This window comes from Methylobacterium sp. HMF5984, assembly GCF_045033435.1.
Taxonomy (GTDB): Bacteria; Pseudomonadota; Alphaproteobacteria; order Rhizobiales; family Beijerinckiaceae; genus Methylobacterium.
The window spans coordinates 829,237-846,487 of the sequence record NZ_JBJFLN010000001.1 but is presented as its reverse complement, the minus strand read 5'-3'; the positions used below and the strand labels follow the sequence as shown (position 1 = coordinate 846,487).

The following is a 17,251-nucleotide window of genomic DNA, read 5'->3' as shown; positions in this document are numbered from 1 at the left end:
ATCAGAAGACGAGCGTGAGCATCCCGGACTTCTCGCGCGTCACGTCGAGGCCGTCGAGCACTTTGTAATTGACGGCGTAGCTGATCGCGATCTGGTCGCCCTCCTGCACCGATAGCGTCTGCAGCGCGCCGCCGCCCATGCGAGCTTCGAAGGTTGCAGGCCGCAGCGAGATCGAAAATCGGAGATCCGCGGCATGCTCCCCGCCCGGGGCAAGGCCTACCAGCGTCTCCTTGGATCGAACTCGATAAACACCCTTCGCGGGTTGCACGTAGCCTTCGACGATCTGATTTGTCGTACGCGTCTCCACTGTACCCTTGAGCAGCAGAAAGGTATCCGGGAAGTTGATGGTGACCGTATCCACCAGTACGGCATGACGGTTGAAATTCCGCGCCACGAAGCAGAGTGCCCATTCCTCTTTGACACCTCTGATTGGCTCGACATGGAAGGTCGGAGCAACATCACCGTGAGCTGCATCGGCCTGCCGTCGAGCCTGGACAGCTTGGTCTCTCGCCTCCTTCGCCTGCCATAATGAGACACAAGCTGCGCCGGTCGCGACGACTGCCGATACGCCGGCTATCCAAACGCTCGCGTCCATATCTGTTCCTTGAGGTCTACGATGCGGCTCAGCGACCGGAAGCTGGATGTCGCGATCCTACCTATGGAATGCCACCGTGCAGTCCAGCGATACGTCCAGATGGCCGTTGGCGACCGCCCAGTTCGATACGGCCTTCACGGCTGCGATGTAGGCGTCGCGCACGGTTCGTGGCGCTGACCCGGACGCGAGCAGAGAGGCTTTCCAGGAGATCAGGTCTGACCGCCGGACGCGACCGAGGTTGCCGGTACCGACCGCCCGCTCGAGCACCTTGAGGACACCGGTCCAGCGCTTGACGGTGGCCTGCAAGGCATGCCTCCGCAGCATATGCGGCAAAGATCGGGCGCCAGGGAACCGACCGTCGGAGGTGTCCATTAGACGCCGACACGCCGCCCCCCCCCAAGGAACGGGTTTTCCACCGAAGGATCTCAAGCTGGAGGCCACCGAAGGAGGTCCGTCTCGGGTCGCATCGAAGGGTTCGCCGAGGCGCTCCGCATCGCCTGAACGTACGTCGGCACGCCTTCCATCCCCATTGGCTCTGGACCTCGATGGCGATCAGAAGGAACCGTGATCGTGCCAGCGCCGGGTCCTTCGTTCCTAGCGTCCGGCGAACCGCGCTCGGCAGCACAGCGTAAGGCCGCTTGTGGTCCGGCATTGGCAGTCGCGCTTTGCCGAAGACGGCGTCGCCGGCTGGCTGGACGGCGAGACCCGTCCATTTTGCGCCGACCGCCAACCCCGGGTATTTGATGGCGACGGTCAGCGTAGGCGCTCCGCAAGCCGCATCCACCCTTGCGTCATGTGCGGCTAGAGTGCATATAAGACCCTCCGATGTATGCTTTAGCGGCATGAACACGACAGCCATTCTTTCCACCGAAGAACTCGAAAGCTTGAGGTTGTTTGGCGAGCGCGTGCGCTTGGCGCGGCTGCGCCGGAATCTGTCCCAAGTCGAGTTGGCCGAGCGGATGGGCGTCCATCGACCGTCCGTCATCAATCTGGAGAAGGGCCGCCCCGGAGTGACTCTGGCGGTCGCCATCAAGGCGTTGACGGTCTTTGGATGCACTGAACGGATCGGCGAACTGCTCGCCGTGGACCCGATGGGCGAAAGCATGGAGTTGGCATCGGGCAGAAAGCGGGCGGGGAGCAGAACCGGTGTGGCGGACTTCTAAGACCGGACGGCTCGACTACCTCGTGGTCTACCGGTGGCATGGAGACGACTACGCGCCTGTAGGCGACCTGACGTTCGAAGGGACAGGTCCGAAGCGCGTCGGGCGCTTCCGGTACGCGTCGTCCTGCCTCGGCCACGTCAAGGCGAAGCCCATCGATCCGATCGGTCTGAGGCTCGTCGCCAAATCGTATGCGGCCGTCCCCGAGGAAGTGCCGCTGGCCTTCCACGACGCGGGACCCGACGGATGGGGAAAGGAGGTTCTGACGAGAGCATTCCCCGAAAGCACCCTATCGATGCCCGAGTATCTCGCACTCGGAGGCCGAGGGCGTACCGGCGATCTGGCTTTCGGGCCGAACCCGGATGACGGACCCATGACCTGGTTGCCGCCGGAGGAGCCGCTCGTGGACCTACCCGGCGAGACGGACGATCTCGAGGCGCTGATGGATGCGGCGGCGGCGGTCGAAGCCGGCGATGCCGAAGGGCATCACTTCAAACTCCTCTTCCGGAACAGCGACGTGGGCGGAGCACGGCCCAAGGCCAGGATCAGATCCGAGGGGCGTCAATGGATCGCCAAATTTCCAACCTCGATGGACAAGTTCGACGACCCCCGGGTGGAGGCTGCATGCCTCGACGTCGCCGAAGCAGCAGGCTTTTCGGTTCCGCGGCGGAAGATCGTGGTTGCCGGCGGTCGCGCCGCGTTGTTCGTCGAACGGTTCGATCGGGACGAGGGGATCGACGGTCGGCCGTTCTCGTATCTCAGCGCGGCGACCCTGCTGAAGCAACCATCGACCAGCTACAACACGGAGCGCACCTATACGGACATCGCGGCGATCGCCCAGGTGATCGGGGTGAAGGATGCGCCGGCCGAGGTCTTCGGCCGCCTGCTTCTGAACTCATATCTCCACAACACCGACGACCACCTCAGAAATCACGCATTCGTCGACAAGGGCGACGGTTGGAAGCTCTCTCCAGTGTTCGATCTCGTTCCCCATCCGGAACGGGCACGCCACGTTCCCGCACCGGCGCCGAAGGTTTCGCCGGCCTGGGACCCAGACGCCGCGTTTGACGCACGCACGGCTTTCCGACTGGATGCCGACCGCGCGAACGATATCCGGGAGCGCGTCCTGCAGGGCGCGCGGCGCCTTCGCGAGTTCATGGATATGCGCGAGGTACCGCCGAAGGATCGCCGGTACCTGACGGGCGCGTTTCCGAAGGAGGTCGGATTCGCACCTTGAGCGTCGTTCCGTCGCCCGTCGAACCGAACGAGAGCCTCTGCCGCGAAGGCGACGAGGTTGCGCGTGTGTGCCTTGATGCTGGCGGCGGTCATGCCATCGGGTCGAAACCCGATCAGCTTGGCCGTCCGATGGTCTGATGACGGTTAGAAGCGGCCGATCCCAGCCTTCCGCTTTGGCGAGTCCATGCGGTGATCGGTCAGATTGTAAATTGGCGTCGAAACAAAACCCGTCACGCTACCCTGCTCAAGTGCTTGTAAATATGTCCGAAACCACTCGAAAGGTGGGGTCACGATCGGCGCCGATCGTGACCCCACCTTTCGAGCGCAATTTGTCTGCCCTATGAGGTAGGTAAGGGCGAAACGGCTGGGCTCATGCTTTGATGCCGATCCACAATCTCGCTTGTGGCCTTGGCGGTCTGCTCCTCAGCGCCTTCACCTCCGCCGCGACCACGGCGAAGCCATTGCCGGCAAGCGCCACGATCTCTCGCGCAACCTCGTGCGGGTCTGGGTGTAGAAGTACGAGACCGGCGCGTTCGACGACGACGCGGCCGCCGCCAACACGATCCAAGCCTACGAGGCGCGCATCGCCGCGCTCGAACGGCTCGTCGGCCGTCAGGCGCTTGAGCTTGAGTTTTTAAAAGGGGCTCTACGCCAGGGACCGCCGCCGAGAAGCGGGCCTATGTCCGTGATCACCGGCCCGGCAGCCTCTCCGTCGCTGCGGGATGTCGGCTGATGGGTCTGGCGCGCTCCACCTTCTACGACGCTCCGACGCGGGCGGCCGACGACACCGCCCTCGTTGAGGCCATGGCGGCGATCTGCGACGCGTTTGAAGCCTACGGCTGGCGCCGCGTCCAAGCGGCCCTGCGCCAGCAGGGGTGGCAGGTGAATCACAAGAAGGTCCGCCGCCTCATGCGCGCGCATGACCTACAGCCGCGTGTTCGCCGCCGCTACGTCACGACCACCGACAGCGATCATGAGAGCCCGATCTTCCCGAACCTGGCCCGGGACATCGTGCCGAACGGGCCCGATCAGCTCTGGGTCGCGGATCTGACCTACGTCGCGGTAACAGGCGGCTTCGTCTACGTCGCGATCATCCTGGATGCCTGGTCGCGCCGCGTGGTCGGCTACGCGCTCGGCCGGTCGATCGACGCCTGCCTGACCCTCGCGGCTCTGCGCGCAGCGATCGAAGGCGCCAGCCGGCACGGGGACTGACCCACCACACGGACCGCGGCAGTCAATACGCTGCCGAGGCGTATCGGAAGGTGTTGGTCGAGCACGGGATCGTCGGTTCGATAAGCCGGCGCGGCAATCCCTACGACAACGCCAAGGCCGAGAGCTTCATGAAGACGCTCAAGGTCGAGGGGGTGTACCCGATGGCGTTCGAGACCTTCGCCGATGTGGCAGCCGAGCTACCGCGCTTCATCGACGAGGTCTACAATACCAAGCGGCTGCATTCCGCGCTCGGGTACCTGAGCCCCGTGCAGTTCGAGGAGCAACACGCCCGGCCGACGGTCAAAACCGCCGCCTGATCGTGCCCACCGTCAGGGGCCCACTCTAATCCAGGGTCAATGTTCAACGCTGTTTGACACTCCTGATCCTCGAGAGGCTTCCGTCCCGTCGTCGACGATCTGCGCCTGCTGACAGTGGATGCTCGAGTCGTGGGATCACTGGCGAGAGGCTTTTCAACGCGAGGTCCGCCGGGGACTTCCTCGTCGTCTCCTGTCCGGCCCGCCTCAAAGATGCGATCAAAGGATCGGTGAAAGATCGCATCAGTAGATCCCGTTCGACGTGATCTATCTGGACGAACTTCCTGCGATCAATCTCGAGCGTTTCACGCATGACCCAAGCGAGGCAAGCCACTTACTCTGGTATCCGGAACAAGGTGTCCGATCTCGCCGAAGAAGTCGGACGCATCGGCATCTCTCTCTTGCGCGCCCCCGGATCCAATTGGTCTGGATGCCGTCGAGTGTTGCAATTGGTTCTTCACCGACCCCGCCCGGTTCTCAGAGCTTGGCTGTCAACACCATCTCCTGCCAAACGGCTGTTCCGTCGCGCCACGTCAGCGAAGCACGGGAGGGGGACTGCGTAATGTCCGGCACCGCGAGAGCAAATGCACGCGATTTGTCGACCTCGGCCCCAGAGGCGTCCGCCGTCGGATCGCGCGGCCCTAATGCCAATCCGATCGCTGTCGCTGTCGCTGTCGCTGTCGCATCGCGAGTCCGGTTCGATAGCGTCAAACTGTTTACGACGATGAAGCGGGCTTGAGCATACCCGCTGAGCCCAAATGCCCGATTGTTCGTCCAACCGAAATTTCGCAGAGGAAGATCTAAGATAGGCACAAGAACCCAATCAGGCTGATACTCGCTTATGAGATCCGAGACCAGAGGCTGAGCTTCGAAATCCTGGCATATCAAAATAATGACGCGCCCAAATCCTGACATTTCTATGATGGATATTTCCGTACCGGACGCGACATCCTCCATAACGAGGCCTGTTGCCGTGCTGCCGGATTCGAGTATCCCGTAGCCGTCGGCTTTCGACCGCGAAAGCCCGAACGGCCAGACCTTCCGCTGCGTGGCAAGCACGACCCCGGCACCGTTCAGAAGTCGGGCCTCGTTCCAGTGTCGTTCATCGGCATGGGTGTCCGCACTAAGTCCGCTGCCCGCAAGAACGACGTTCGCAAGCCGGATGCCGGCACCTGCAAGAAGGCCGCCGAGCCGCCTCGCTCCGTCCGAAGAGACGGTCAGCTCCGGACATACGAGAAGGTCGACGGGACCGAGCCCACGCGCTGCCTCGAAAATGCGCGCTGCCTCGTTGAGGTCGGCGCGAGGCCGGAAGTCCACGTACTCGCGCCCGCCCCGCTCTTCGACGACGACGTCGAGATCGTCCGCGCCTTCGGCAACCGCAACGAAGCCGACCGTTTCCCCACCCGATATTCCAGAAGACGGCACGCCTGTCGCAGCATCGCTGCCGACGGGTAGCATCCGTATTCCTATCGGACGACCTCCCTCGACCATGCTTCTGCGGCAGACGCCGATTGCCGAAAAGCGATCAGGCAGACTGTCGGCGAAGGATGCGGCGGCCGATCGAGCCACTCGCTTCAGTGGCCCGCGTGCAACGAGTTGGGACGACGCATCTTCCGCGTACCACCCATACCGACCCCTATGAAACTCCAAACGCCGAAGCCATTCCGGAACCGTCACACGGGGTGTCGCACCGGGCGCCAATCTCACGGTGCGAGGATGGATCAAACGAAAGACTTCGTCGATCGAGGCAAGCATTGCAAGCAAAAGGCCGGCAGCCCTGCGGCGCACATCGTAGCTGTCGAACGTCGCAGGCCAATGCGGAAGTACGATCTTAATTATCAATGAGACCGAAGCAGGACCATCGTCGTGAGCTAATGCTGCGGCGAATGCCATCTTGGTGTCAGGCGAAGGCGGCTCCGCAGCGTCGCGGTCGCTCGGCGTCCACACGGCTGCCATGCGCCATGTATGGAGGAACAGATCGGCTGGATTGGGCAGTGCCTTAAAGGCTTCCAGTACGTTCCGGTCAGGCAGATCCATCGTCTCGCTCTCCGGAATTCGGCGTTTGACGTCGGACGCTTCTTACCAAATGTTCAGATATGGCATTCAATCGACCAACTTCTTGCTCAAGACCCAATAAGGCAGCTGCCGATATCAAAACATCGACTGCACTTCGAAGCTCATCATATCGCGCTTCGATGTACCCCGAACCTCGGACGAGCACCTTGGGCGATATCTGAGAAATTAGGACAATCAGACCTTTAATTACAATGAGATCTTCTTCGGGTATAAGCACGATCAGCTTTGCGGCCGAAACAAGAAATCTAAAAGTAGAATTTACACCGAGAAACCGACTGAAAAACGAAGATGATCTATATGAACTGGATTGCTCGTCCTCTGAAAACAACAAGCGAGTCAGCTTCAGCGACGCACCCGCAGGGTCGATCGAAGACGATACCGCATCGACCAACACCGAAAGTCGGCTGAGTGCGCCGGGGCTATCTGCGTTCAGCGTCGTCCACCGAAGCGCAGGCTCCGTCGCGGCGGGGGGGTCGAAGCTGAGATATCCGCGAACAAGGCGGAATAGAACGTCCGATACCGTCCGCGAACCTGGATGATCATTTTCTGCCAGCATTAACGCCGATTTGTACTCGCGTACGGCAGCGTGACCGTTATTTTGACTGAAATAAGCGTCGCCCTTCAATAGTCGACTTTGAACAATCGCCTCGTCGATTTCTCTCAGCTCCTCGGGTGTAGGATGGAGCGGTCGCACTCCGTTCAACAAGCTGTCCGCCAAGTCAATCGATCGAAGGGCTTCGTCGAAGTTTCCATCGAATAGCATGGTGCGCACGACGCGATGACGAAGTCGCGCCCGTCGCAATCCAAGCGCGGCCGTCGCCGGTGCGCCAGCGAGCAGGGTATCGATATCCTCGAGAACGGCGGCTTCATCCTCGGGCGTTCCAAGGCTGTTTTCCTCTGCCGAGGTACGTTCGATGACGTCCGCCAGTCGAAGGCGCCAGACATCCGGCTGTCTCTCGAACAGGCGCCGCATGAGCGTCAGAAGAGCATCGTATGGATCGATCTGCTCCTCGAAATCGACGTCCGGCCGCTCGGCGACGACGAACGTCGCCTTGATCAAAGCATCGACGTAGGCATCGTCGAGCTTGCGACCTGTTTCCACGGAATGGTTCGCCGATGCAATCAGCGCTTCGATCTCCTCGCGCGCTCTATTGGGCTCGGCGATTTCAAGCTCCGCCAGATATGCCAAGGTTGCCTGCCGCGGCTCCAGACGCCTGCGCACGAAGTCGCGCCAGGCCGCGTCTATGGGAGCGATCTCGATGCTACGGCCGATCAGGACTTCCGCCACGGTGGCATAGTCCAGGGTCAAAGGGTCTTTTCTCGGTTCCGTCGAGCCGAATGGAGCTAAGGTTTCGTAGAACGGTACGCCATCCGCTGCACGTATGCGGAGTCTTTCGAGATCCGAAGCAATTAGGTCCTGCCCCAGAAGACCCACCCGGCGAAGCACGCCGCGAGCGAAGGCCTGCGCATCGGCTTCCTCGGACGTTCCCTCACGCGACAAACGCATGGGTATCAAACGCATTTCCACGTCGTTGTCGCGTTGCCGTTTTATTGCGGCCGCGACTTTCGCCGTCCCATCGATGTTTTGCCTGTTCATAATAAAACATAGGGCAACGATATCAGGCAGCTGAACGGTGCAGATGCCTGCAACGTCGGCGAATCCGGTTCTACTGTCGACCAATACGAGATCGTATTTGGACCTCGCCCAATTTCTGAGGGCTTGGATCAACAATCCACCCGCATAGTGGTTGAAGAAATTCGGCCATGAAAAATCGGACAGGGTCTGTTCGTATACGGAATTACCGGTTTCTCCCCCCTTCGACGCGCCCGCAACGATGGCATCGAGGCAGCCACCGCCACGAAAGCGCTCATTCGGAATAAGCGTACTCACAAAAGGTCTAAACGCTTCGTCGTTTTCGTACGTCTTCGTCAATGCATCGGCGTCAGTCGAGGAAGACATCTGCTTCACCCGCGCCGTCCATTGCGTCACCATGTCGAGGATGCCGGGCTTCATCGCCAGGGATGCCTCGTCGTGCGCCTCGAGTTGCCCTCTGAAGTAGTAGGGAACGCCGGGAGCTTCGAGATCCCAATCCATGACCAGGACACGAAGACCGTTTGTAGCCGCCAGGAACGCCGTGTTCGCCAAGGCCATGGTCCGCCCTACGCCTCCCTTGAAGGAGTAGAACGTCACAACTCGACCGCCCTCTTCGGTCACGCCGCCGGCCTTTCGAGATCGAGGTCGTTCGAGGCGAAGGATGGGGTCGAGCGCATGTGGTCCGGAAGTGCATTGCTGCGATTCTGCAATGCTGCGATCCCACTTTCCTTCGCGGCGACAGGCAGATGCGCGAGGTTCATGCTTTTCACCAGTGCCATTGCCGGCGGAGTCAGGAAGTTGATGAGACGAGTTCCATCCCGATGATAATCAGAAACACCGAGTTCGCGCAGTATCTTCAGATTCCGACTTACTGTTTCCGGCGTGACATCCGTTCGGTCGGAAAGCTCGACGCCTGTCATCGGCCGCTCCGCGAGAGCCCGCACCAGCTTCTCGAACCGGGCTTCCTTGAGCGTCGCCGCGAACGTGACGTCCGGGCGCCGTTCGTATGCGCGGGCAGCAAACGCTTGGGCCAAGCTTATCTGTCCAAGCGTATGTGCCGTCGCATGGTCCGACGCCGCATCGGTCCCGGAGGCTGCACGTCTCGCTGCCTCGGGTGCAGCAGCGAGCAACGTGCGGTAGCTCTGTTCCAGCGCGTCATGCGCCGCCTTGATATCCTGCCTGTCGCTGGAAACCGATGCATCGTCCAGAAGGTCGCAGATCGCGGATACATCCGCCGACGTCAGCCTCTTGTCGTTCGTCGTGGCCAGGGAGGTCACGACATCCAAAACCATGTCCCACATCGTGCCATCCCGTTTCCCAGCCCACAGCTACGAGGCCAAGCGCGCCGCGTCAACAAAGGGTCAATGATCGAGTTGACACATAGTTGACGCTGGTCACGACGGGGGTTTGCAGCCTCGTCCGGCGGGTCGCTCCGCGGCGTCATGGGCGACCTCAGCTCAAACCCTTTTGCGGAGTTACAGCTTCAGGCGGAGCCTCAAGCGCTCCCGAGGTTCCTTGGATCCGCCCCCGTCCGTCGATCCCCGGCACGGCATAGGTTCCGAGGTCCGCGTTGCGCAGATGCCAATGGGGGTCGCATGTCGCATGGCTACGGCGACGACACTCTTCGGGAAATGCCGAAGACCGAGTCCCTGGCGTCGATCCCACGGTTCGGGAAGACACGGGCAGGCCACGCCAAGGCGACCTTGGATTCATCACCGTCCCGGGGGAAACGCGCTCGCTGGAGGGGGTCGCTTCCCGTGAAGACGAGCCTCGCCCGGAAGGCCGGCGGGCTGGCGGGCTGGCGGGCTGGCGGGCTGGCGGACAGTAGATAGCCCCGCAGAGCCTTGCTCTCGGGAACGAATACGGGAGGCCCGAGCCGATTGCGGGACCGACCTCCCGTCCACTCGGGCACCGGCAGGTTCCAGCGTCGCGCCAGGTGTTCGCCCATGGCGCCGATGCAGGCGTCCTGGAAGGCATCGCCGGTCAATTCAAGCGGGGCGCGTAGCATGACCTCCGGCGCCTCGCGGTCTCCATGCCTGAGATAGAAGGCATCGAGAAAGTCGTGACAGGCGTCGGCGAACGCGGCGTCGTCGGGGGAGGCCCGATCTATCACCTCGCGGAGGGATTGCGGCCTCATGGCGTGTACCCCGCTAAGTCGGCGACTAGCTCACGCAGTCGCTCCTCGGCATTGGGGGCGAGCGCATCCTCCGGGAAGAAGCCTCCGTATAGCGTCCGCAGACCCTCCTCGTCCCGGACGCCGGTCAACATAGCCAGCTTGAGGGCGTCGTCGTAGTCCTTGTCGCCGACGTCGGTGCGCTTGAGGGCGGCGAGCTTCATGGCGCACAGATATTCGAGGCGGACGAGGAATACGCGGAGTCCGGTCGGGCCGTCTGACGGATACGACCCGAACGGCACGAAGCGTTCGACCTCCTCGTCGCGCGCGGTGAAGGCGTCAACGGCCCGATTGAGCCAGTCCTCTTTCAGACCGAGCGCAAGCGATGCGTAATACGAGGCGTCCTTGGCAACGCCGTGACGGGCGAACGACGGGTTCCGCTCTCCGACTGCATCGGCGTGAAGCACGACGGCATCGACGTCCTCGGTCGTACGCCTTCAGTCGAACTGCAGCATGATTGCGGAGCCGCCGTAGATGGCAAGCTCGCACAAAACCGCTCGATCGCCCAGATATTGACCCATGATCTCGAAGGCCCGGGTCAGCGTTTCGCGCGACAGGGGCCTTTCGGTATCGGACATGGAGGCACCATAGCGGATCTCGCGTCACGTGCCATGCCCTGGGATGAACAGGAAGCCGAAAGCGGACCCCGATCCACCCGCGCCAGCATACTGGTCCGGCCCCATTGAAGTCGTCCGCCCTTCGGTATGGTTTTCGAGCCTGGAGGACGGACGAGATGGCAAAGCACCCGAAGCCCGAGAAGTTTGTTGTCAAGCCACAGCAGGCGGACGTGTTGATCTCACAGGGTCAAAGCCTTGCGGACGCAATCCGTACGTCCGGCGTGAGTTCATTGACATACTACCGGTGATCGCGTGAGTTTGGCGGCCGGAAATCGGATAAAGTTCGACGGATGAAGCTTCTCGGGACCGGGAATGCTCGGCGTCGAAAATCAATCGCCGATCCGACGCTGGAGAAGGCGTTCTTGCAGGAGGCGTCCCGGGGGAACTTCCGGGTCCCACGTGTGGAACGTCCGCCTTTGATGGCACCTCCGATATCGCTCAGGACGGGAACGGCGTCCGACCAGCCCGACGCCATTCGGCGATCCGGTCCAGCACACCGCGGCCTTTGCAGCTGGATATCGGTTCGATCGTCCGCGATGTATTTCAAGTCCGGGTTTTCGCAACGCGGAGACGTGCCCTGGCAGACCAACAGTCGATCGATGCGCCGAGGGTTTCGACCCTGCAACCGGCGATCGAGCTGGGAGGCATACTCGACCATCAACCCGTACTGTCGTCACGGACCCATGCGAGCAGATGTTTCGCCAACGCAGCCTCGATGGTGTCGGATGGTTGGACCTGCGACGCGATCCGCTCGACGTCGGCCCTGGTATGCGTAGCGCTATCGTCGTTTCTCCGCTCGGCCATACGGTTTCGCAGGAACGACGTGACCATCCTGGAGGCGAGGGAATCGTGGTAGACGCCGATCCCGCCCGCCATCGCCTCTATAGCCCGAGCGACCAGCGCGTCGTCGAACACCGGTTCGTCGCGCATGAACAACCGCTCGAACGCGGACGCAAAGGCGACCTGCTGCCATAGGAACGACCGCAGCGCCGAGCCATCGCCATCCGGCCGGACGTAACCGGGGGACGGAGCAGATGCCATCGGCAGTGCCTCGACGGCCTCCAGCAGACCGTCGCTCATCCGGAGAAAGGCCAACAGCGGGTCGTGCGTCGACCACCAACCCATCAAATGAGCCTGTAGCCGCCCACGGTAGAGGCGTCCCAGGACCAAAGCGCTCTCGGTCGCGATTCCACGTATCAGGCCGTAGCGATCGCTCCGGAGCCGATGGCGCCGGACGGCCTCGGCATTGCCCCGGCGCGCGAGGTCGTATGCCTCCTCGCTCTCCATGCGTAGGATCGTAGCGGCAGCGGATACGTAGGCGGCCTCGGCGGCATAAGCCTCCAGTTCATCCGGGTTGAGAGGCACCCTGATGTCGGACGGCGCGGCGCGGAATACGACGTGGGCTCGCCGCGCATATCCCTGCGCCAGCGCCCACCTCCCGGCCCTGAAAGCTGCGCAGGCAGCATCGAAGAAGATCGTCGGCCGGGTTCGATCCGACGGACGACCGGGTTCTTCGTCCCGGAGGCTCCGTAACGGCCGCCGGACGAGCAGCGGGACCGGTCCCGGAACTTTGGGCGCGATCACCACTCCGTCTGCCGTGGACGGAGGGGCGTCTTCCCGTTCGAGCCCAGTGGCCACCAGGTTGGCGTGCGCATCGCCCAAGTCCGAGACTACCGTCCGGAGGTGCGATAGGACCCGAGACTGGATCGAGGAATAGGTGTTCAGCACTCGCACGACCGGCGTGAACTCGACCTCGAACCGTCGGTGTAGCAGCTTCGCGTTGAGCAGGACGGCACCCTGCCCCGCCTCCCGCCAAAGCGCATGAAGGTTTTCAAGCGCCTCCGACCGCCCGTCCCGCCTCACAGCGTCCAATCGGTCCAGGGCGCGGCCCCATGCAGCCGGTCGCCGCGCCCTCACCCGATCCATCCATCCGTCGGCGTACTGCGCCATGAACGTATCGTAGTCGGCGTTGCCCAGATCGTCCCGGACGCCCTCGAACAGAGCGTCGATGGCCGTCCTGACCTGCTCCAGCAGGTCGGACGAGTCGACGCCGTTCCTCATCTGCTGCGCATTGAGAATCGGGACGTACTGGGCGGGGTCACGCAGCGCGTAGTCCGAAGGGCGGTCCGGGCCCTCCTCCCAGAACCGGCGGGCGTAGGCGCGCCGTATGGCCTTGTCCGTAGTGACAAAGACGTACCGCGTCGGCACGAGGGCATCGCGCGCCGCGTCGTTCAGGATGAGTGTCTGGGCCACCGCCTCGGCGTCGCGCCGGATGCGTTCGCGAGCGGAGGCCTGCCTGTCGCCGCCGATCGCCTCGCGATGTTCCGCCCGTATCCGTGCCGCCCAGACCTCGACGATGCGGAGGTCGGGGTTCATGACCTCGCGTGTCGCCGCAGGGTGCAACCTCAAAGGTCTCAGCAGATCGCCGTCGACGATCCTGCCGACCTGCCGAGCCTCGTTAACGGCGCTGTCGAACAAGCCGTGGGCCGCTTTCGGGAGCTCTTGGACGAGCCTTCGAACGGGCCCCTCGATGTCGCCGCCCTCGAACGAGACGGAATCGACCAGCCGTTGCAGGTGGATCGCGTCCGCCCCCCCGCGGCCGAGGCGCTGCCCTCCGCCGTCCATCCCCTGCCTATGGACGACGTCCACGACGCGACGCTCGATCCTGTCGATCATGGCCGCCACGTCCTCCGCATGCCCAGGGGTGAGGAGCGCCGGCGTGTCGTACTGACCGGAGAGGCCGCGGGAAAAAAGGAACTCCGCAGTGATCACGGCGGTGGCCGGGAGGTGCGGCTCGTCCCCGCGTTCGCCAAGAGATGCCACGCGCTCGCTCACCTCCGCGGGACTGAGGAAGAGCTTGATGACGTTCGCGTCGAACACATAGAAGATGCGACCTCCGAGGTCGCGCTCGAACAGATAGTCTTGAAGATTGCGCTCGATCGCGACGCGCAGGCGCGCGGCGGAACGGAGGTAGCGGGGCCAGTGGGCCGGGCGTTCGTCGCTCATCGAGATTTCCTTGCCCCGTCAGGGTCCCCCCCGGACCTGCCCGCGTTTCGGTCCCGCGGGATGTATGCGGGAGGGCGCCCCGGTCGCCGCGCCGCCCTAGTCGAGATCCTCCTGCATGAAGGCGGATCTGAACCTTGCGCTCTCGGATCGTCCGGAAACGAGCACGCGGTGAGACTCCGACGTCGCGCGGTAGTAGGCGAGACCCTGCGCCATCAGGGAGCGCTCCGCCGTGGCCCAGGATTCCGGCTCGAAGTCGCAAGCAAGCGCCGGCACATGGTCGCAAACCTCCGTGATCGGCCATGCGTCCGTTGGTGCCGCGACGCCGGCGAGATCGAGAACCTCGGTACGGTGAGCCCCCGGCGTGTGCAGCCGGATACGCAAGTAGGCACCCTTGACGGCCGGCTGGTCCGCCGCCCGGACGAACGAGCCGTCCAGCCATTCGCTGACGCGCGGATCGCCGAACAGCTCCGGATGCTGCTCGATGCCCGCGCAGATCGCCACGAACATGGTGCCGGCGTCGGTGCTCCAGGTCCGGGCCAGGGAACGATCGAGCAGCCCGAGGCCCTTCATGAAGGTGGTTGGGGACAGCGCACGAACTTGATTTGCCCATGCCCGGCAAGCTCCGACGGTCGTCTTGAACGACGTCAACAGCCCTAGCGCGGCAAGGGAGCCGACCGCCTCCAGACCGGCCGGACCGGACGCCGCCAACCTGTCCGGCTCCCGTGGCACGCACACTTCCGTGAACGACCACGCCTCGAGGCACGCGACCCGATTGCGGGCAATGGCGAGGACCGTCGTCGGGAGCCGGGCCAGGTCGACTTCGGCCTGTTCGAGCCGATGAACCTCCTCGTGTCGGAGGGCGGACACGTCGACTTGAACGCGAAGGAGCTTGTGCAGCACCTCGGAGGCGACCACGTCGCCGACTTCCTTGTGGGAGACCACGCGTCTGGCGGCGGCATCAGCCCATTCCGATGCCCATGCGAGGGCCGTGTTCCGCTCGTCAGGGCTCTTGGTCCCACGGGCGAGAACGAGATAGCCCTCGGCCTCGTCCAGCGCTGCAAGCTGCGTCACCACAGGCCGGTCCGAGCCGTGCACGGCCGCATTCAGACGCGTCGAAGCGATCTTCGCCAAACGCTTGGCGTACCGGGCCTCAGCCTCCGCCGTGAGCCGCCACACCCGCAGCGGACGGCCCATCCCGCCTGTCGAAGCGGTTTCCGGAGCGGTGAAACTGCACTTGTTCCGACGCAGCCACGACCGGGCCGCGCTCGGCTCGACCTTCGCGTTGTGGACGAGTTCCGGAAGCGTGAAACGACGCAGCCCGAGGACGCTGCCGACAATCCTCAAGGACGAGTCACCCATTCAAATCCCTACCGAGTCGCAACCCAGACTTAAGACGAACCGACTTTCAATTCAAACGGATAAGAACTCCTTCTCGCACCCGCGGTTTCCCAATCGTCCTGTTCTGCGACTAGGCGGCCCCGAGTTCCGCCCGGAGACGGTCGACGTCGGCATGCTCCAGGTAGGCATCCAGAGCGCGGCACGCACCGATCCGCGAAAGGAACGAGGGAGCGTCGACGCCTTCCCAAATCGCCATGAGCAGGGCGCGTCTGCGCGCCAGATCGAGGTCTTCAAGGTTCAGGCATAGAGCGAGCCGGATCGCCCAGCGCTCGCCTTCCTTGCCACCCCTGACGTCGGAAAGCTTGTCGAAGCACCGCCGTCCGAAAGCCCGAGCTCGAGCCGCAAGTTCCCCCGCACCATCCGAGCCGACCGCTCCGAGCCGACACCGCTCCTCGCGCTGACCGTGCGCGCTGGCCCGGAACCGGTCGGACAGGCCCGCGATACCGTGCATCGACGCGATGGGAGCATCGCCGCGGCCGTCCAGGGCATGCATCAGGATACGGAAGGCGGCCGAGTCCACGAGACCTTCGGCGAAGGCGCACTGCGAGCCTTGCGGCTTGCGGGCCGAAGCGCGTCGCGCCGCTTGGACGGCGTGGACGATCACCTCGTGGAACAACAGGTAGGCCAACCTGTGATATGCCTCCGGGTCTTGCAGACCGCGTGGGATATCGACGACGACCTCCGCGTACCGGGCGGGGAGTCCGTCGCGCGGCGGGAACATGGTCCGCGCATCGATGGCGCTGCCGTCGCACGCCGTCGTGGTGAACGCCACGTAGGTAGACGGTAGGCCGCTGAACGCGGGTAGGTCCGGCACGTACGCTTGGTATGCGTCCTGAGCCGCGGTCATCGCGAGTGCGAAGATGTCCGTGAACGGACTCCAGCACTCCGGCTGCTTGCGCATGGTCGCGTTATCGAGCTCGCTGCCGTTGCAGAGATGGCCGTTCGCGCGACCGCAGCGGATGCAGTCGATCCGGGCGAGGTCCGTATCGAAACGGGCCAGAATCCCGGGTACGGTCGCCTCGCGCGAGCCCACGACCGGCCCGCGCTCGCCTGCCAAGCCGTGGCCGACCACCGCCCGACCGAGCGCCCCGCGCACGGCGTCGAGATGGTGCTCCAACGTCGTGTTATGATCCCTGCAGGATGCTCTGCTGACCGCCGCCGCCGCGGCTTCGGTCCGCATGTCGTGCAGGACGTCGTGATCGGTCGGGGCGTGAGGGACCAACGTCGCGTCAAAGCTCCGCGCGATCAAGGTGCCCGCGACGATGGACTTGCGGTCCCGAAGGACCGGATGTGGGACTTCCGCCGCGGCGGATAGCAGCCGCAGCCTACTTGTGCTCATCCTCGATCTGCTCGACGCCGCCCAGGCGCGGACGCAGGCGCGGCCAGATCAGTTCGTTCCAAAGCGCCGCGAGCGCCTTCTCGCCCAGCCCCCCAACCACGCGAGCGGCCGCCCCGATCAGAATGAGCTCGACGGCGCCGATACCCTCAGCCCCCTGCTCCGCCTCGAACGGGCTCTCCTCGCCGACGGCGTCGACGTCGGCACCGAGGGCTGCCGCACGACGCCGCAAACCCTCGTCCTCACGAATCGTCGTCCAAACCTCGTCCAGATCGAGCTGCACGTTCTCGGGCGTCTTACCCGGCGCCCGAAACCTATAGCTTTCCATGCCTGCCCACCATTCAGCGAGAGAGGCTCGTCGGCGAATCCGGGGGCCCGAAGGCAACCTACAGATGGCCGCGCACGGAGTCACGCTTCTGCCGAGCAGGCCAACGCAGTGACCTAGAACCACTCGAGGACCACGCCGCGCCGCCCTACGCCCCTGCGGGACATTGTCCGTATCCGGCTGTCCTGTTCGACGTCGCCGCAATTGAG

The 17,251-nt window shown here is 63.5% G+C and carries 15 protein-coding genes and 1 pseudogene; 4 read left to right on the top strand and 12 right to left on the bottom strand.

The window, feature by feature from the left end; genetic code table 11:
- Window position 1: 1 nt before the first annotated feature.
- Together ACFZ8E_RS04030 and ACFZ8E_RS04025 are read right to left on the bottom strand one after the other, a co-directional pair.
- A complete protein-coding gene (locus ACFZ8E_RS04030) occupies window positions 2-595 on the bottom strand; it encodes a hypothetical protein (protein ID WP_405042065.1) in 594 nt (197 codons plus the stop codon).
- A gap of 57 nt (window positions 596-652) precedes the next feature.
- Window positions 653-901, bottom strand: coding sequence for a hypothetical protein (locus ACFZ8E_RS04025; protein ID WP_405042064.1), 249 nt, complete (start codon window positions 899-901; stop codon window positions 653-655).
- Window positions 902-1,437: 536 nt separating this feature from the next.
- Here ACFZ8E_RS04025 and ACFZ8E_RS04020 point away from each other — a divergent pair.
- The 4 genes and pseudogenes from ACFZ8E_RS04020 (at window position 1,438) to ACFZ8E_RS04005 (ending at window position 4,520) form a co-directional block, all read left to right on the top strand.
- Window positions 1,438-1,758 carry a helix-turn-helix transcriptional regulator gene (locus ACFZ8E_RS04020; protein ID WP_405042063.1) on the top strand — a complete coding sequence of 107 codons (321 nt, stop codon included), beginning with the start codon at window positions 1,438-1,440 and terminating at the stop codon, window positions 1,756-1,758.
- Complete coding sequence (locus ACFZ8E_RS04015) at window positions 1,742-2,992, top strand: type II toxin-antitoxin system HipA family toxin (protein WP_405042062.1); 1,251 nt, start codon at window positions 1,742-1,744, stop codon at window positions 2,990-2,992. The genes ACFZ8E_RS04020 and ACFZ8E_RS04015 overlap by 17 nt, the downstream gene beginning before the upstream one ends.
- Window positions 2,993-3,693: 701 nt before the next feature.
- Window positions 3,694-4,203: pseudogene (locus ACFZ8E_RS04010) on the top strand (IS3 family transposase); the annotation flags it as partial.
- A gap of 50 nt (window positions 4,204-4,253) precedes the next feature.
- Window positions 4,254-4,520, top strand: coding sequence for a transposase (locus ACFZ8E_RS04005; protein ID WP_405042061.1), 267 nt, complete (start codon window positions 4,254-4,256; stop codon window positions 4,518-4,520).
- Between the two features lie 474 nt (window positions 4,521-4,994).
- On the opposite strand, the gene ACFZ8E_RS04000 is transcribed toward ACFZ8E_RS04005, so the two are convergent.
- The 10 genes from ACFZ8E_RS04000 to ACFZ8E_RS03955 all read right to left on the bottom strand — a co-directional run bounded on the left by ACFZ8E_RS04000 (window position 4,995) and on the right by ACFZ8E_RS03955 (window position 17,045).
- Window positions 4,995-6,554: a hypothetical protein gene (locus ACFZ8E_RS04000; protein WP_405042060.1), complete on the bottom strand. Its 1,560-nt coding sequence runs from the start codon at window positions 6,552-6,554 to the stop codon at window positions 4,995-4,997.
- Window positions 6,541-8,808 carry a KGGVGR-motif variant AAA ATPase gene (locus ACFZ8E_RS03995; RefSeq protein WP_405042059.1) on the bottom strand — a complete coding sequence of 756 codons (2,268 nt, stop codon included), beginning with the start codon at window positions 8,806-8,808 and terminating at the stop codon, window positions 6,541-6,543. The genes ACFZ8E_RS04000 and ACFZ8E_RS03995 overlap by 14 nt, the downstream gene beginning before the upstream one ends.
- Complete coding sequence (locus tag ACFZ8E_RS03990) at window positions 8,805-9,488, bottom strand: winged helix-turn-helix domain-containing protein (RefSeq protein WP_405042058.1); 684 nt, start codon at window positions 9,486-9,488, stop codon at window positions 8,805-8,807. The genes ACFZ8E_RS03995 and ACFZ8E_RS03990 overlap by 4 nt, the downstream gene beginning before the upstream one ends.
- 305 nt (window positions 9,489-9,793) lie before the next feature.
- The gene (locus tag ACFZ8E_RS03985) at window positions 9,794-10,324 is read right to left on the bottom strand and encodes a hypothetical protein (protein ID WP_405042057.1); all 531 of its coding nucleotides are present in this window, start codon (window positions 10,322-10,324) and stop codon (window positions 9,794-9,796) included.
- Window positions 10,321-10,767, bottom strand: coding sequence for a hypothetical protein (locus tag ACFZ8E_RS03980; protein WP_405042056.1), 447 nt, complete (start codon window positions 10,765-10,767; stop codon window positions 10,321-10,323). Before ACFZ8E_RS03980 ends, ACFZ8E_RS03985 begins: the two co-directional genes overlap by 4 nt.
- A 30-nt stretch (window positions 10,768-10,797) precedes the next feature.
- Window positions 10,798-10,938, bottom strand: coding sequence for a hypothetical protein (locus ACFZ8E_RS03975; RefSeq protein WP_405042055.1), 141 nt, complete (start codon window positions 10,936-10,938; stop codon window positions 10,798-10,800).
- A gap of 696 nt (window positions 10,939-11,634) precedes the next feature.
- Window positions 11,635-13,983 carry a hypothetical protein gene (locus ACFZ8E_RS03970; RefSeq protein ID WP_405042054.1) on the bottom strand — a complete coding sequence of 783 codons (2,349 nt, stop codon included), beginning with the start codon at window positions 13,981-13,983 and terminating at the stop codon, window positions 11,635-11,637.
- Window positions 13,984-14,079: 96 nt separating this feature from the next.
- The gene (locus tag ACFZ8E_RS03965; RefSeq protein ID WP_405042053.1) at window positions 14,080-15,342 is read right to left on the bottom strand and encodes a hypothetical protein; all 1,263 of its coding nucleotides are present in this window, start codon (window positions 15,340-15,342) and stop codon (window positions 14,080-14,082) included.
- A gap of 109 nt (window positions 15,343-15,451) precedes the next feature.
- The gene (locus ACFZ8E_RS03960) at window positions 15,452-16,720 is read right to left on the bottom strand and encodes a hypothetical protein (RefSeq protein ID WP_405042052.1); all 1,269 of its coding nucleotides are present in this window, start codon (window positions 16,718-16,720) and stop codon (window positions 15,452-15,454) included.
- Window positions 16,707-17,045, bottom strand: a complete 339-nt coding sequence (locus tag ACFZ8E_RS03955) for a hypothetical protein (protein WP_405042051.1) — start codon at window positions 17,043-17,045, stop codon at window positions 16,707-16,709. The genes ACFZ8E_RS03960 and ACFZ8E_RS03955 overlap by 14 nt, the downstream gene beginning before the upstream one ends.
- Window positions 17,046-17,251: the final 206 nt, after the last annotated feature.

Excerpts from the sequence above, each read along its gene's own strand:
- ACFZ8E_RS03955 (WP_405042051.1), bottom strand. The coding sequence starts at position 17,045 with ATGGAAAGCTATAGGTTTCGGGCGCCGGGTAAGACGCCCGAGAACGTG.
- ACFZ8E_RS03990 (WP_405042058.1), bottom strand. The coding sequence starts at position 9,488 with ATGTGGGACATGGTTTTGGATGTCGTGACCTCCCTGGCCACGACGAAC.
- ACFZ8E_RS04030 (WP_405042065.1), bottom strand. The coding sequence starts at position 595 with ATGGACGCGAGCGTTTGGATAGCCGGCGTATCGGCAGTCGTCGCGACC.
- ACFZ8E_RS03960 (WP_405042052.1), bottom strand. The coding sequence starts at position 16,720 with ATGAGCACAAGTAGGCTGCGGCTGCTATCCGCCGCGGCGGAAGTCCCA.
- ACFZ8E_RS03985 (WP_405042057.1), bottom strand. The coding sequence starts at position 10,324 with ATGAGGCCGCAATCCCTCCGCGAGGTGATAGATCGGGCCTCCCCCGAC.
- ACFZ8E_RS04000 (WP_405042060.1), bottom strand. The coding sequence starts at position 6,554 with ATGGATCTGCCTGACCGGAACGTACTGGAAGCCTTTAAGGCACTGCCC.
- ACFZ8E_RS03965 (WP_405042053.1), bottom strand. The coding sequence starts at position 15,342 with ATGGGTGACTCGTCCTTGAGGATTGTCGGCAGCGTCCTCGGGCTGCGT.
- ACFZ8E_RS03975 (WP_405042055.1), bottom strand. The coding sequence starts at position 10,938 with ATGTCCGATACCGAAAGGCCCCTGTCGCGCGAAACGCTGACCCGGGCC.
- ACFZ8E_RS03970 (WP_405042054.1), bottom strand. The coding sequence starts at position 13,983 with ATGAGCGACGAACGCCCGGCCCACTGGCCCCGCTACCTCCGTTCCGCC.
- ACFZ8E_RS04020 (WP_405042063.1), top strand. The coding sequence starts at position 1,438 with ATGAACACGACAGCCATTCTTTCCACCGAAGAACTCGAAAGCTTGAGG.